The organism is Chitinivibrionales bacterium, from assembly GCA_035516255.1.
Classification (GTDB): Bacteria; Fibrobacterota; Chitinivibrionia; order Chitinivibrionales; family FEN-1185; genus FEN-1185.
Map to the genome: position 1 here is coordinate 218,574 of DATJAL010000052.1, position 15,124 is coordinate 233,697.

Below are 15,124 nucleotides of genomic sequence, written 5' to 3' on the forward strand. Positions count from 1 at the left end.
GGATGCTCCGTTGTTAAGCGTCCAAATATTTCTGCAAGCCATCAGGGTCCGGAGTACTGCTGATGGCATCCTTCATTGAAATCATACCCTTATGAAACAGCCGCGCAAGGTCCTGGTTCATAGTCTGCATGCCCTGTTTCTGGCCGATCTCCAGCATCCCCTGCAGCTGGTGCACCTTGTCCTCTCTGATAAGGTTGCGCACGCCGGTGTTCGCCACCATGATCTCCGACGCAACCACCCGGCCGCCGCCGATGCGCGGCACGAGCGTCTGGCTCACGATGGCCTCAAGCACCATGGCGAGCTGAGCGCGGATGGTGGACTTCTGATCGGCCGGGAAAACGTCGATGATGCGGTTGATCGATTTCGTGGCAGAATTGGTGTGGAGTGTCGCGAGCGTGAGGTGGCCCGTTTCAGCAATGGAGAGCGCTGCCTGGATGGTTTCGAGGTCGCGCATTTCGCCGATGAGCACCACGTCCGGGTCCTGCCGCAGCGCCACGCGAAGCGCGCTCGCGAAGCTCTCGGTGTCCTGGTGCACCTCGCGCTGATTGACGATGCATTTCTTGTGCTGGTGCACGAATTCGATGGGGTCTTCCACCGTAAGGATGTGTCCCTCAAGCTCGGAGTTGATTCTGTCAACCATTGAAGCGAGGGTGGTGCTTTTGCCGCTGCCCGTCGGGCCGGTCACGAGCACGAGCCCGTTCGGCCTTTCGGTGAGTTTGCCGACGATGACGGGCAGCCCGAGCTTGTCCAGCGGCTGGATGAGGTAGGGGATCTGCCTGAACACGCACGCGGTGCAGCCGCGCTGCAAAAAAACGTTCGACCTGAAACGGCACAGGTTTTGCACCCCAAAGGAGAAGTCTACCTCTTTTTTCTGCTCAAAGGTTTTTTTCTGCTGTTCGTTCATCACGCTGTAACCGAGCTTGAGGATCTGGTCCGGGTTGAGCTTGTCGGCGGTCATAGGCTTGAGGACGCCGTCCACACGGAACAAGGGCGAGGACCCGGCGGTGAGATGAAGGTCGGACGCCTTTAAATCGATCATCTGCTTCAGCAATTCTTGTATCGATGCCATAATGCCTTAAAATTACTTTGTTATACGGTGAAAAAGAATAACTTTCTCCCCCTGGGAACGGAGATGCGTCGTGTTACTACAATGATAACCTTAGGTGCATTGTTTTTCAAGGAATTACATTTTTTTATGTACCGGGCAGCCGATACTTGACTTGGCAGCATTACGGATTTATTATTTTAAAGTGCTGCCCGCCGGTATCTTTAGGGCCGGAGGTATCTCTTCTGTCAATAGAAAGGCGCATGCGGCGATGATGACACATTTCTTCCGCTTCACCGGTGTCGCGATGATTTTAATCATTCTGAATTCGAATTATGCCATGTCGAAGCGGCCGCAGGACGATGAGGCGCCGGCCCGCAAAATCGTCCTCGCAGCGAATGACAAGCCCGCCGCCGAGACCTTTCTCGACACGCTGAACAGAGGAAGGGAAATCACGCTCAGCGACAAGGACTTCAATCCCATCATTGCGGAAACGACCGCGATAGCGCCCGGCAAGGACGGCGCCGGTTCCTCCGAGGTCCCCAACGGTTTCAGGGTGCAGTGTTTCGCTTCGAGCCAGATCGAGCGCGTCCGCGCGGAGCAGAAAAACATTGAGGCCAGGGTCCGCTTCCCCGTGTACATCATTTTCGCTGCGCCCTACTACAAGCTGCTCGTCGGCGATTTTGTCAAGCGCGCCGATGCAGACGCGGCGCTTGTCAAGATGAAGGAACTCGGTTATGCCGACGCGTGGGTCATGCGCACCAAGGTGTGGATAAAACAATAACCTTCGGTCGTGCCGTCTCCCGACTCCAGCCGACCGCTGACTTTTACTCCCTTATTCTTTTTTGAGATCGACGGGGACGATGCCCTGCGGCGGCTTGACAGGCAGGACTTTTTCGCCCTTTTGGGGAAGGCTTTTCTTGGCGGTGTCGAGCGCTGCGGTCGCTGTCGCGTTTACCGTCTTGGAAGGTGCGGTAACTTTGCTTTGCGCGTAGGCGGAGGATGATTTGGACTGATAGTATGCGAAGGTGAAATAACCGCCGGCGCCGACGCCCAGGGCGAAGACCAGCGCGGAGAAGAGGACCCTCTTGACCCATGGCAGGTAAAAGATTCCGATGCCGGTGGGTATCATGGGCTTCGCGCACAGCGAAATGATCTTTTTATCAAGATGTTCGGGCGTGGGTTCGCACAGGAACGCCGCGCTGAAGTATTTTTTCCTTTCGAGGAAGTATTGATTGAGTTCGTTTGAGCAGCACTGGCAGATTTTAAGATGTTGTTCGAATTCTGACGTTAACGGCTGGGATAGTTCGTTGGCCATGTACAGCAGACCACTTTCGTCCCACTTATTGCACTCCATGGATACCCCTCTTTTTTAATTCTTTTCTGATATTTTTCAAGGCCAGCCGCATCCTGCCCAGCGCGGTATTGATGGGGCAGTTCATGATGTGCGCTATATCCTTGAAAGCAACATCACCGAGTTCCCTCAACAGAAACACTTCCCTTTGCATCGGCTCGAGCGTCTTCACCGCCTCGTTGATCACGGTGTTCAGATACTCGTTTGAAAGACCGACATCCGGCTGGTCCGGCCCTTTTCCGACGGACCTGTCGGTATCGAGAAGATGCTCGTTTTCGACTTTTACATGGCGGAAGTAATCGATCGTGCGCTTGTGTGCAATCCCGAAGATCCAGCTTAAAAAGTTGCGTTGCCTGTCGTACTGCTGCGCATTTCGCATCGCCGCCACAAAAGTGTCTTGGAGAAGGTCTTCCGCGATTTCACGGTCGCCGGTCATCCGCACCAGGAAACCGAACACACGGTTTTTATACCGCTCGTACAGGGCGGCGAAACCGTCGGAGTCACCTCTCATCCATTTGTCGAAGAGTACCTGATCGTCCTGCAAACTGTCCATAACTACGTCTGCTGTAAAAAAAATATTGCAATTTATTTTAAGTATTTAAAGCAGCCCCAGGTCATTTAGGGCCTGTGAATAGACTTCCTTTTTAAAACCGACAATTCTTTTCAGCGCCTCTGTTGCGGGCGCCCACATGAAAGCATCGAATTCGGCGTGCTCATGGTTGAAATTGATCGCAGCATCGTTTCCGGAAAATTCGGCAAAAATCCATTGCTGCACCTGGCCGTCGTAATTTTTGTGTTTGCTCCGCATCCCTTCGGGGAAATTGTAGCTGTACTGTTTTGCCGATATCCGGACCACCGTGACGTCTTCGGTGCCGATTTCCTCCCGGAGCTCGCGCTTCATCTCCGCAACGATTTCGGCGCCTTCACGGATGCCGCCCTGGGGGAACTGCCACCCGTCATCGGGAGGGAACCCTTTCCGGTGGCAGAGAAGCAAAAGGCTGGTGCCAGCTTTCCGCACCGCTATGCAGACGTTTTTCCGGTATCGGGGCATGGACCGATCCGCCCGAATATTACCGTTTGGCGTTCTTCGCCTCTTCCTTTATCTCGGCGTTGTTCGGATCGAGCTGTATTGCCTTGTCGAGATTCTGGAGGTACAACGCGTTGTTCTTCTGCATTTTTGCCAGCCGTGCAAGTCCCAGGTATCCGAGCGCGTAATTCGGATCGGCGCGCAGCGCCCGTTCAAAGAACGTCTTGGCCCACTGGGGTTTGTTCTGCTGCAGATGCACGTCGGCGCGCTCGTACAGCGCGGGCGCGTAGTTGGGATTGATATAGGAGATTTCCTTGTACGTTTCCACTGATTGATCCAGTTTCTTTTCGCAGCGCAACGCCCGCGCAAGGACCATGAGCGCTTCGATGTTTTCCGGGTCCGTGGCCTTGATGTCCTCGATGACATCCTCTGCTTCCTTGCATTTTCCGTCCTCATAAAGGGCCGATGCGTAAGGGAGTAAAATCTTGTTGTCGTGCTTGATGGCGATGAGCTGTTTCATTTCTTCGAGCGCCTTTTTCGGCTGGTCGGTCTTCTTGTACAGCTCCACGAGCTGCAGTCTGATGTCGGCGTCATCGGTCTTGAGGGCTTTTGCCTTTTCGAGCACGTCAATAGCATCTTTGGCCCTGTTTGTCTTGATATACCCTTGCGCGAGCAGGATCATGATGTCGGGGTCCTTGTTCGAAAGGGTGTTGGCCATTTCGAGGTACACCATGGCATCGGTGACCGCACCACCCTTCATAAGGAGGTAACCCAGGCGTTTGTTCGCCTCGAGGTTCTGCGGGTCCATGGTGACGAGTTTTTTATACGCCTCGAGCTCGCCCCGGTCGTTGCCCAGTTTGTTATAGACCTGGGCCATTTCGATCCACATGGCAGGGATCGTGTCCGCGATGGTGGACGCTTTTTTCAGGAGCGCGGCTGATCTCGAAAGCATGGTCTTGTCTTTTGCGTACAGAATGCCCAAACGCAACATGTTGCGGTAGTCATTGGGAAACGCGGCCACGTTGTCCTCGTAAATTTTACGCGCGCGCATCGGGTTGACCTTTTCCTGCAGGAACCCGGCCTTGTACGCGACGTCCGGGTCTTTTGCGCCCGGAAGCATGGAATAGTCGGCGTACATGTCGACGGCTTTTTGCAGGTTGTTGTCCTTCTCGTACGACTCGGCGAGGATCTTGAGGACTTTCTTGATGCCGGGAACCGTGGGCTTGCGGAGCCGCAGCCCCTCGTAGATTTCCTGCGCTCTTTTGCTGTTGCCTGCGAGGTAATAGCTTTCGCCGGCGGCCATGAGGTAGTCGATGTCTTCGGCGCCTTTTTCCTTGACAAGATCGAAATATTTGGTCGCCTCCTGATATTGCTTTTTCTGGTACAGCGCCATGCCAACGCCTTTTGCCACGTCCTGGTCGGTCGGAACCTTCTCGAGGTATTTCTTGTACACGCTGATGGCCTGGTCGTTTCGTCCGTCCTTGAGGTAGAGGTCGCCGAGCTCCTTGAGCTCGATTTCGGCCTTGGGGTTCATCATGATCACCTGTTCGTAAGTGATGATTGCGCCGTTCCGGTCCCCGGTCTTTGCCTGGCATTCGGCCAGCGCCGAAAGAACGTCAAGGTTTTGCGGGTCCATCTGCATGGCCTTCTGGTACATTTCGAGTGCCTTGCCGAACTGGCTGCTCTTCTGGTAGATCATGCCGAGCGTAGTGTACGAACCCACGTCGGCCTCTCCGGCCGCGATCGCGCGGGTGAGCACGCGGATGACCTCGTCCTGCTGGCCTTTCGCGATCACAAGCTCGGCGTAGCGCTTGAGGAACCCTTTGATGGTTGGATCGAGCTTGAGCGCTGCGCGGTAGGCATTCAGTGCGCCGTCCTGGTCCTTGAGTTCGTAGAGCAGGTCGCCGAGGTTGCGCTGCGCGACTGCGTCGGACGGGTTGAGCTGGATGTACTTGCGAAGGTAAACGCTGGCACCGCCCTTGTCGCCGCTCTTCATGCACAGCTCATACAGGTTGCGGAATACCTCGGGGTTTTGCGGGCTGAGCACGGACAGTTCTTTGTACATGTCGAACGCCTGCTTGGAATCCTTCTGGTCGAGCGCGTAACGCGCAAGCCTGAGCCGCGAATCGACGTTGGTCTTGTCCATCTCGGCGATTTTCTTGTCCGCGATTGCGAGTTTGGCCTTGTCGTTAGTCTGATCGTAGCATATCGCGAGCTGCTTCCAGTATTCGAGTTCCGACGGTTTTTTACTTACCAGAAATTCGAGCTCGTCCTTTGCGCCGGTAAAATTTTTGTCCTTGAGGTATGCCTTGGTAAGGATGATCCGCGCGTCCATGAGGTTGCCGTCCAATTTGATCGCCGATTCCGCCGCGTCGCGGGCCTTGTCCCACTGGTTGAGCGTCGAGGCGGTGATCGCAATGCCCTCCGCCGATTTCGCGCCGTGGTCAAGCAGGTAGCATTTCTCAAAATATTTCAACGCTTCCGCAAACTTTTTTGCCTTGAGGTTGTACTGGCCCAGGGTCATGTAAACCTTGGGGTCGTTGGGATTAAGCGATATCATTTTCTCGTAGGTGGTCTTGGCCTTTTCGCCCATGCCGTTCTTCTCATACAGGTCGGCAAGCCGCGCGGTGGCTTCGATGTTGTTCGGGTTCTGTGCAAGCGCCTTTTCGAGGCAGAGGATGGCCTTGGGGCCGTTGCCGGAACCATCGTAGGCGTCGGCAAGCAGGAAATTGATGTTCTCGACGAATTTTCCTTGCGGGTCGGCATTGGCGATGAATTGGTATTGGGCGAGCGCCGCCTCGTAGTTTTTCTTTTCAAGATTGGCGTTGCCGACCTTGAGCCTCGCGGTGAGCGCTTCCGGCGATGTGGCGGTGCCGAATTTTTCAATGGCCTGCAGATAGGCCTTGATGGCGTTGTCCATATTATTGTTTTTTTCATTCGACACGGCGCGGGCGTACTCATCCATCGCGGTCATCTCGGGCCGCGACGCTATTTTCTCGTATTCGCTCGCCGCGGCGAGGTATTTCTCCTTTTTATAGTAGCAGCGGGCAAGTTCGAGCGTGGCTTCGGTGAGAGAAGGGTTTTTTGCGGACGCTTCTTTTAAATAGTTGATGGCATCGTCCACCTTGTTAAGTTCCAAACAGACTTTTCCGAGCCTGAAGGCCAGGTCGGCGTCGGGCTGCCGAGCATAGGATTTCTGCAGAAGCGGCAGGGCATTGCCGTACTGTTTGTCGTTGTAATAGATGTTGCCGAGTTCGCGGTTGGCGATTGCGTTTGAGGAGTCGGTCTGGATCACCTTTTCGAGCGCCTTCTTCGCGTCGGCCGGCCTTTTGAGCTTGATGCAGGCGGCGGCGTATTCCCAGCTCGCCTCGGCGGTGAAATTGATTTCGAGCGCCTTCTGCGCCTTTTCGAGCGCATTTTCGGGCTGGTCGAGCTTGTTGTAGATTCGCGCCGCGCCGAGCAGCGATTCGTAGTCCTTGGGATTGAGACGCCACGACACGAGATAGCAGGCGAGCGCCTTCTCGATGAGGCCGAGCGATTCGTTGGCCTTGCCGAGCTTCACCCAGACATCGGCGGTCCTGGAGGGAGCGGGTATCTTGTCGTCGGCGTAATCAAGGGCGGCCTTGTAGTTCTTGTCGTTTATCATCTTGTCAAATGTGTCGTCGGCGCGCGACGTTGCCGCAAAAAGTGAAATCATGAAAAGTCCCGCCGCGCCGCACATGAGTAACCACCGTTTTACCATACCGAACGCTCCTTTCAACGAAATCGCCGGATTTTTATCTGCAATTTTTGATTGGCTGATGAAAAATAACCCCTAAATATATATAAGTGAAGGCCTTGATATGAAAGACAAATGTTTGTTTCGCGGTGTTAGTTCGTGTCATGCCGCGGGAAAACGCAACATCGTTCTGAACCGATTCCAGTTGAACAGCGAACCGGGATCGCGCTTGATGTCTTTCCTGAGGCCGAGCCAAACGGCCTTTTTTCCCGCGATGTCTTCATGCCCCACATAGATGAATTTTTTTCCGCGCCTTTTTTCGATGTTCCTGCAAAGGCTTGCGCAGGCGGCATATTGCCGCTTCGTAAACCCTGAGCGCGGGGTGGCGACAAGCTCGATTCCTATTGAGAAATTGTTTACCGCTTCGCGCCCGTCCCTTCCGGGCATGATGCTGCCGCCCGCGTGCCAGGCCTTTTTTTTCTCAGGCACAAGGCGCAGAATAACGCCGTTTCTTTGGATCAGATAATGGCTGCTAACGCCGTAATCGCAGAAAATTTTCAGCATTCTTTTCAGGGAAAACGGGCGGGCCGGAGTCACGTTCACCGCGCTCATGTAATGGATCACGATGGTATCGCAAAACGGAGAAGAGCGCTCGTCCCATAAATGTTTCTTGCCCTGCGCCCGCACGCAATCGGCCACCGTGGCCCTGCCCAGCGGGGTATTATTGTGGATGTCAAGCAGGCAGTCGGTGATGTTCATGGGTGAATCCAAAAAATCCTTTTTATCCCGATTTCCGCAGCAGGGGAATGATCCGGTCGATATGGCCGGACAGCGCCTCAAACGCTTTCCGGTAATCCTTGATGGTGCCGCCAACAGGGTCGTCGATCATTGCCTTTTTGGAACCCGCATGCTCCGGCCACGCGCCGAGCAGGAAGATTTTTTCATCGAGCGCGGGGTAGAACGTTTTGAGGAATTCCTTGTGCACCGGCTCCATCACGAGAATAAGTTCTGCCTGCCGGATCTCATCGCTGACCAGCGACCGGGAACGCTGCTGCGAAATGTCGATCCCGTTTTCCGCGCACACCTTGATCGCGAGGCCGGTGGGCGGCAAACGGTCCATGCCGTGGATTCCCATGGAAGATATTGCGAGGTTGTTTCCCGCAGCCGCGGCCCACCAGTGCCGCATGATGCCCTCGGCCATCATGCTGCGGCACCTGTTGGCGGTGCAGATGAAAATAAGCCTTTTCAAGATTTCCCGCAGGTAAAGGTGAGTGGATAATCTGTCAAGGACAACTAAAATATATTATTTTTATTGTGGTCAGACGCTTTCATTATAAAGGAGCAGTATGGCACTTTCGAACGAAGAAAAATCACTCATCGAAGAGGCATTGCAGGTATATGTCCAGCTCGTGGCGCGGCAACTGCCCAAGGCCCAGGTCCAGCAGGTGGCGCAGATCGCGCAGGGCATCGTTGGTAAACTGGACTCGGTGGGCAGTGGCGGCAAGGGCGGCAAGCCGGAAGGCATCACCGACGAGTGGTTCAAAAAAGTGTGCCAGAAATGCGACAAGCTCACTCCCACGGGATGTTCCGACAAGGTAACGGCCAAGTTCCCCGGAAAGTGTGATCCAATATTAAAATATGAGAATGAAAAGCGTGGGGTGAGGATGCCGGGAAAAGAGTTTTAAAATATAAAAGATTTGAGCGTTCCCCCGGTCGCAGGGACAAAATATTTTTTGTCCCTCCATCCGGGGTCGGTTCTCCCTTCGGTCTCGCCTTCGGCTCGGGCCGCCACGGCCCTATATGCCTGACGGCGCGGGCCGGGCAGCACCGCGCTCCGGCGACGGCCTGCGGTCGCCCCTAACGCGTCGGCGAGCTTCTGCTTTGTAAACTATTGTCGTGACTCCAATCGACCTTCCGCTTATTAAGCGCGCTTGAGGATAAACGAGCCTTGCAAAATCCTGGGGAACCGCAAAGCGGTGCCCCCACCATATCGATATTTTTATTTTACATTCACCAGTACGTAATTCTTCTTTCCCTTTTGTACCAAAATATATTTCCCATTCAGCAACGCCTCGGTCGTCACCGTATATTCCGCGTCAGGCACTTTTACCTTGTTGACCGACACGCCGCCGTTCTGAATCAGGCGTTTTGTTTCACCTTTGGACGGAAGAATACCGCATTTAGTGGACAAAAATTCAACGATGTTGATCCCGCCCTGGAGTTCCGATTTCGCGATTGACGCCTTAGGAACGCCCTCGAACATCGAAAGCAAGTCCTGCTCCGAAAGTTTCTTGAGCGATTCCGTGGTGCCTTCGCCGAACAAAATAGCCGACGCCTCGACCGCGCCTTCCCAGTCGGTCTTCGAGTGCACGCGGATGGTGATGTCTTTTGCCAGCGCCTTCTGCAGCGGCCGCGTGTGCGGCGCCGCGTCGTGCTCCCTGCAGACGGCGTCGATCTCTTCCTTTTTCATGAGCGTGAAAATTTTTATGAAACGCCGCGCGTCGTCGTCGGCGCAGTTCAGCCAGAACTGGTAGAACTTGTACGGCGAGGTCATGGACGCGTCAAGCCAGATTTTCTCGCCCGCGGCGCTCTTGCCGAACTTGGTGCCGTCGCTCTTGGTAAGCAATGGGCAGGTAAGCGCGAACGCTTCGCCGCCCGCCTTGCGCCGGATGAGCTCGCACCCGGCCGTGATGTTTCCCCATTGGTCCGATCCGCCCATCTGGACGACGCAGTTTTTGTTTTTGTAAAGCCAGTAGAAATCGTACGCCTGCAGGAGCTGGTACGAGAATTCCGTGAACGAAATGCCGCTTTCCAAACGTGTTTTTACCGAGTCCTTGGCGATCATGTAGTTCACCGTCAGGTGTTTTCCCGCGTCGCGCAGAAAATCGAGGAACGACACGCCCTTGAACCAGTCGTAGTTGTTCACGATCTCGGCCTTGTTGGCGCGGACCGAAAAATCGAGGAACCGTGAAAGCTGCTTCTTGAAGCATTCGAGGTTGTGCTGTATTTCGTCAACCGAGAGGAGGTTGCGCTCCTCGGATTTTCCCGACGGATCGCCGATCATGCCCGTTGCGCCCCCCACGAGCGCCAGCGGCTTGTGCCCTGTCTCCTGGAACTGCACAAGCAGCATGATGGCCGCCAGGTTTCCGATTTGCAAAGAAGATGCGGTGGGGTCGAAGCCGACGTAGCCGCACACGCCCGGATTTTTCAGCTTTTCCTCGGTGCCGGGCATGATGTCCTGGATCATGCCGCGCCAGGTGAGTTCTTCGATGAAGGTCAAAAGATATTCCTTTCGATAATAAGCCAATCATTGCTAAGAATAATGGGGCCACGACATTTTTATGAAATCGTGAATTTCTTTTGTCACGGTAAAAAAATAAATTATCGAGCATTGGAAAAGAAGAAGAATGGTGGGGGGAAGTTTCGACATGTCGGAATGGATTGATAGATATTCTCGCTTCAGGTCCCCCGCCGGCAATGATACAATTAATCATCAATCATCTCCGCCCAATCAACTAATTTTTTCCCATGCCCTTTTCCAAAAAGCATCCTCCGGTGCAGCCCATCCGCGACCTGGTGAAAAGCCTCGCTCACACTGCGGAGCAGCCGCTTGTGCCGGGCACTAGCTTCGGCGTTTACGAACTGCAACGCCAAATAGCTTCAGGCGGCACCGCAGCCATATTCGAGGCTCTTCGTGCACCGGACAATAAAAAAGTCGCGCTGAAAATCTTGCATGCACACCTTGCCGCCGACCCGACGTTTCTCGCGCGGTTCGAACAGGAGGCGAAAATCGCGGCCTCGCTGTCGCACCCCAATATCGTTTCCGTCTACGAATACGGCGTTGTGGACGGCCGCCATTTCATTGTCATGGAATATATAGACGGTTTTTCCCTTGATGATGCCATTGTAAAGCTGAAAACGGTCCCCTGCGCCGCGGCAGCGGCGATAGCCGCAAAGGCATGCGGCGCACTCGGATTCGCTCACGCATGCAACATTCTCCACCGTGACGTGAAGCCGGGGAACATCATCGTCGGCAGAACGGGCGAGGTGAAGGTCACGGATTTCGGGTTTTCCAGAGTACTTGACAATCCGAACACCCGGCTCACCGTGCACAACAGGGTGGTGGGCACGCCCATGTATATGTCGCCGGAACAGATCGAGGGCGGCAGCGTCACGTTTTCCACCGACGTGTTTTCGCTGGGTACCGTTTTGTATTTTCTGGTGACCGGCGTGCCGCCGTTTGCCGGCAGCGGTGCCCTGGCGATCATGAAGAAAATTATCGACGGCGACTATGCACAGCCGAGGAAAATAAACAGGAAGGTGCCAAGGAAATTCCAGGAAATCATCGTACAATGCCTTGAACGGGATAGAAGCCTGCGGTACGAGAGCATGGCGGAATTGAAGAGCGCGCTTGATGGATTTCTGATGGACGCCCGTGTTGAATCTACGGAAAAGGGGATCGGCGCTCTTGTCAATTTATTTAACAATGCGTCATGAAGAAAATATATTCTTAAAAGGGGGGAAGAATCGCCATGAGAACCGTCAAATACCTTTACCTACTTTCTATTGCGGTCCTTCTGATCGTCCAGTACGCCACCTATACCGCGCTTCCGCAGATGGTGGCGTCGCATTTCAGCGCCAACATGATGGCGAACTGTTTCGTTCCAAAGGCGCAATATTTCAAGTCGCTGCTGTCAACATCCGCGCTGATGAACGCGGTTTTTCTCTTGTCGATTATCATCTTGCCGAGATTTCCGTCCGGCCTCATCAATGTTCCCAACAAGGATTTCTGGATGCGGCAGGAGAACAGACCGGTGCTGAACAGCATCCTGACATCGAGGCTTTTCGGGCTGCTTACAGGGATAAACCTGATATTTACGGTTCTGTCGTATTACGTTTATAAGGCAAACATGTCCGCCGCGAAGATGCTGAGCTGGCACTTTCATGTGGTGATGGTGGCGTTTCTGGTTTTTGTGGTGGGCGGGATGGTGCAGATGATGGCGAGGTTGAGAAAGAAGAATACGCCGCTTGAAAGGTAAAAAAATGAAGATAGCCACAGAGACACAGAGGACACAGAGAAAAAAGAGAGATGAAAGTTGGAGGTTGAAAGCATGATGCAGGAAGCGCAAAAGCAAAGGGCGCATTCTTATCGTGTCAATGTGATCGCGCCGCTTGACTGATGCATCCCGTCCGAAAAGCTGATGCAGTAAACGCCGCGGCGCACCGGCAGCCGCTCCCAGGCCACGGTATGCCGCCCTGCCGGCTGCGACCGGATCCAATCGCTAAGGTCCGCAACAAGCCCGCCCCTCAGATCAAAGAACCGTAGAAATGCGTTTGCGGGTTCCTGAATGTTAAACGATAGACCGCTGGCATTTTTTTCCATGGATGGTGTGGCTGCGATTGGTTTCGCGAATCCATTTTGCACGTTGGTTTTCTTCTGATACCACCGTATCCAGTCGACGGTCAGGTATTGCGGCAGCACCGTCGAGGCGTCCGGGTTGCCGGCAAACCCGACTCCGCCGAGCGCCAGGTCGATGGTGAGCGAATGCGGCTGATGGAATTCTGACATGTACGCCGGAGTGATGTCAACCTGAAAATAGGGCGTTGCGGCGCTGTCCAAATAAAACGACAGGTTTTCCTCGTCCCATATGAGGGTGAAGACGTGGAATTGGTCTGCCATGCGGCCGGGGACCTGGATTGATTTCTTGAGCTCGTTGGGAAAATCCGCAAGATCGGTGTAATGGACAACCGCGAAATTCGAATTGTCGCCCCGATCATCCGTATAATTCTCGCCGCAGGCCATTTCGAAGATGTCGATCTCGCCGCAGGCCGGCCACGGTGTGTTGTAGGGCGGGTTGAAGTCCGAACCGAGCGTCCATACCGCGGGCCATACGGCCTGGCTGTAGGGCGCCTTGAGCCGTACCTGTATTTTCCCGTATTGCAACTCGATCTTCTGCCGCGTCGTGATGCGCGAGGAGGTGTATTGCGCGGAGCCCATGAGCTGCCTCCGCAGTTCAATCACCAGGCAGCTGTCGTTGAAAGAAAGGTTATCGCCCGGGGTATAAAACTGCAGCTCGCCGTTTCCCCAGCCCTGGTCCCCGGTGCCCACGTCGTAAGTCCAGGAGGCGGTGTCGAGAGCATTACCATTGAACTCGTCCGACCACACCAGGCTCCAAGTGCTGTCCTGGCCGGCGCACCAGGCAACGATTCCCAACAGGGCAAGGATGGTTCCGAAAGATTTCATGAATGGTCCTTTGGCCGGCAATCATTCATAAATATAATAACCGATCAGGTTTTATGCACTTCAATGCGACAGAAGAATATGAGTTTTTTTCTTGCCTCGATTGTTTTATTCCACATATATTTGATTGTTCATTTACGGTGTTTTACCGAGGAATCATCCCATATTTATTCTACTTACCCTAACCCTTTGGAGGGCGTAATGAAAAAAGTAATTTTCACCTTTGCTCTGTTGGTCCCGGCCATGACCTTTTTCTGGAGTTGCAACCAGAACCCGGCAGGCTCGAAAACGGATACACTGGTCTACAAAGACACCATGTATATCGCCGACACTTCCAAGGCATTGAGCCAGATATATGCCAATTTTGCCAATTCGGACATTTCCGATCTTACCTTCCTCAAGGGCATGACGTCGCTGCAATGGCTGAACCTCGACAGCAACTTCTTCAGCGACTTGTCTCCTTTGTCAAGTCTAGTCAACCTGCAATACCTCAATTTGAAGAACAACTACGCGGTGAGCAATATTTCGGCCCTGGCCGGTCTCAGCAAGCTCACCTATCTGAACCTTGAAGGCGACTGGAGGATCACGGACATCACTCCGCTGGCCAGTCTTACCAACCTTCAGGATCTCAGCCTGCTCAGCGCCAACGGCGTCACCGATATCTCCACGCTTTCGAAACTGACCAACCTTACTAAGCTCGATCTCGGATGGGCAAACGGCATCGCCACCTACGGTGCCTGCTCAACGCTCACCAAGCTGGAATGGATCCGTCTTGCCGGAAAGGGTGCGACCAGTGTGTCAGGAATCTCCGGCCTTCCGAACCTCCAGACGATTCTGCTTGCGCACAACTCGCTCACGACAATCGCCCTTTCCAATCTCCCGAAAGTCACGACGATTGATTTCGAGTATTGCGATTCCGTCCAGGGGGTCAATCTGAGCAATATGCCGGTCATCGACACCATCGATCTTTCCAATTGCCGCGGCCTTATGAAGCTCACGCTCACCACGCTCCCCGGGCTCAAGTCCCTGATTTTCGGCAGTGGTTACCTTACCAACAGCGATATCGCGCTGACCGGCCTCGGCGGCATCGAGAGCATCACGGGAAATTTTGAAAAAGTCACCGACCTCTCCTTTGCAAAGAACCTGACCTCACTTACGGATCTGAACGTCACCTGCGAGGCGCTCACCGATATTTCGGCTCTCAGCAGCCTTACCGGTCTCACGAGCCTCACCATCCGCGGGGACGGACTTGTCGACGTCACGCCGATCCAGAATTGCGTTAACGTCACGACCTTGAGCCTGTCTTATTGCGGCTCGGTGCAGGACATATCGGCGCTCAGCCACCTCACCAATCTTCAGAACCTGAATTTGAGCAACAACCGGTCGATCACCTCGGTCAGCGTCGTCAACAGCCTCACCAAGCTCCAGGTGCTCAACCTGACCTACTGCCAGAGCCTCGACACAACCCTGCCCGACATGTCGGCGCTTACCCAGCTTAAGTCGCTCAATATAAACAACTGTTCAACGCTTAAAAACGTGGCCGGGCTTGCGTCGCTGACGGGCCTCAATTTCATTGATATCCGGTACAACGGCCTCACCCCGGCCACTGTCGGGCCGGTGCTTGCGACCATGCAGTCCGGGGACACGCTCAAGTATTCAATAGGCCAGCTCGACAGCGCGCAGATCGCCCAGATCACCGCCGCCGGCGTCATACAGCCCGCGTACTGATTTTTTTCGCT

Annotated in this window: 14 protein-coding genes; 5 read left to right on the top strand and 9 right to left on the bottom strand. The window is 54.2% G+C overall.

Features of this window, described 5'->3' with window-relative positions; genetic code table 11:
* Nucleotides 1–13 precede the first annotated feature (13 nt).
* On the bottom strand, nt 14–1,069 hold the full coding sequence (locus tag VLX68_16300) for a type IV pilus twitching motility protein PilT (GenBank protein ID HUI93805.1): 1,056 nt from the start codon (nt 1,067–1,069) through the stop codon (nt 14–16).
* A gap of 247 nt (nt 1,070–1,316) precedes the next feature.
* On the opposite strand from VLX68_16300, the gene VLX68_16305 reads away from it, so the two are divergent.
* Nucleotides 1,317–1,829, top strand: a complete 513-nt coding sequence (locus VLX68_16305) for an SPOR domain-containing protein (GenBank protein ID HUI93806.1) — start codon at nt 1,317–1,319, stop codon at nt 1,827–1,829.
* A 51-nt stretch (nt 1,830–1,880) separates the two neighbouring features.
* Here VLX68_16305 and VLX68_16310 read toward each other — a convergent pair whose 3' ends face one another.
* The 6 genes from VLX68_16310 to VLX68_16335 form a co-directional block, all read right to left on the bottom strand.
* On the bottom strand, nt 1,881–2,402 hold the full coding sequence (locus VLX68_16310) for a hypothetical protein (GenBank protein HUI93807.1): 522 nt from the start codon (nt 2,400–2,402) through the stop codon (nt 1,881–1,883).
* Complete coding sequence (locus VLX68_16315; protein ID HUI93808.1) at nt 2,389–2,952, bottom strand: sigma-70 family RNA polymerase sigma factor; 564 nt, start codon at nt 2,950–2,952, stop codon at nt 2,389–2,391. Before VLX68_16315 ends, VLX68_16310 begins: the two co-directional genes overlap by 14 nt.
* Before the next feature lie 45 nt (nt 2,953–2,997).
* Entirely contained in the window at nt 2,998–3,450 is a 453-nt protein-coding gene (locus VLX68_16320; protein HUI93809.1) for an NUDIX domain-containing protein, read from the bottom strand.
* 19 nt (nt 3,451–3,469) lie between these two features.
* Nucleotides 3,470–7,168: a tetratricopeptide repeat protein gene (locus VLX68_16325; GenBank protein ID HUI93810.1), complete on the bottom strand. Its 3,699-nt coding sequence runs from the start codon at nt 7,166–7,168 to the stop codon at nt 3,470–3,472.
* 138 nt (nt 7,169–7,306) lie between these two features.
* A complete protein-coding gene (locus VLX68_16330; GenBank protein ID HUI93811.1) occupies nt 7,307–7,903 on the bottom strand; it encodes an N-acetylmuramoyl-L-alanine amidase in 597 nt (198 codons plus the stop codon).
* 22 nt (nt 7,904–7,925) lie between these two features.
* A complete protein-coding gene (locus VLX68_16335) occupies nt 7,926–8,393 on the bottom strand; it encodes a hypothetical protein (protein ID HUI93812.1) in 468 nt (155 codons plus the stop codon).
* A 97-nt stretch (nt 8,394–8,490) separates the two neighbouring features.
* Between VLX68_16335 and VLX68_16340 the strand changes: the two genes are divergently transcribed.
* Nucleotides 8,491–8,829, top strand: coding sequence for a hypothetical protein (locus VLX68_16340; GenBank protein HUI93813.1), 339 nt, complete (start codon nt 8,491–8,493; stop codon nt 8,827–8,829).
* Nucleotides 8,830–9,143: 314 nt separating this feature from the next.
* Here VLX68_16340 and tyrS read toward each other — a convergent pair whose 3' ends face one another.
* On the bottom strand, nt 9,144–10,424 hold the full coding sequence (gene tyrS, locus VLX68_16345; protein ID HUI93814.1) for a tyrosine--tRNA ligase: 1,281 nt from the start codon (nt 10,422–10,424) through the stop codon (nt 9,144–9,146).
* Nucleotides 10,425–10,672: 248 nt separating this feature from the next.
* On the opposite strand from tyrS, the gene VLX68_16350 reads away from it, so the two are divergent.
* Nucleotides 10,673–11,641, top strand: a complete 969-nt coding sequence (locus tag VLX68_16350) for a serine/threonine-protein kinase (protein ID HUI93815.1) — start codon at nt 10,673–10,675, stop codon at nt 11,639–11,641.
* 35 nt (nt 11,642–11,676) lie between these two features.
* Entirely contained in the window at nt 11,677–12,183 is a 507-nt protein-coding gene (locus VLX68_16355) for a hypothetical protein (GenBank protein HUI93816.1), read from the top strand.
* 107 nt (nt 12,184–12,290) lie between these two features.
* Here VLX68_16355 and VLX68_16360 read toward each other — a convergent pair whose 3' ends face one another.
* Nucleotides 12,291–13,388, bottom strand: a complete 1,098-nt coding sequence (locus VLX68_16360; protein ID HUI93817.1) for a glycoside hydrolase family 16 protein — start codon at nt 13,386–13,388, stop codon at nt 12,291–12,293.
* A 198-nt stretch (nt 13,389–13,586) separates the two neighbouring features.
* Between VLX68_16360 and VLX68_16365 the strand changes: the two genes are divergently transcribed.
* On the top strand, nt 13,587–15,113 hold the full coding sequence (locus VLX68_16365) for a leucine-rich repeat domain-containing protein (GenBank protein ID HUI93818.1): 1,527 nt from the start codon (nt 13,587–13,589) through the stop codon (nt 15,111–15,113).
* Nucleotides 15,114–15,124 lie beyond the last annotated feature (11 nt).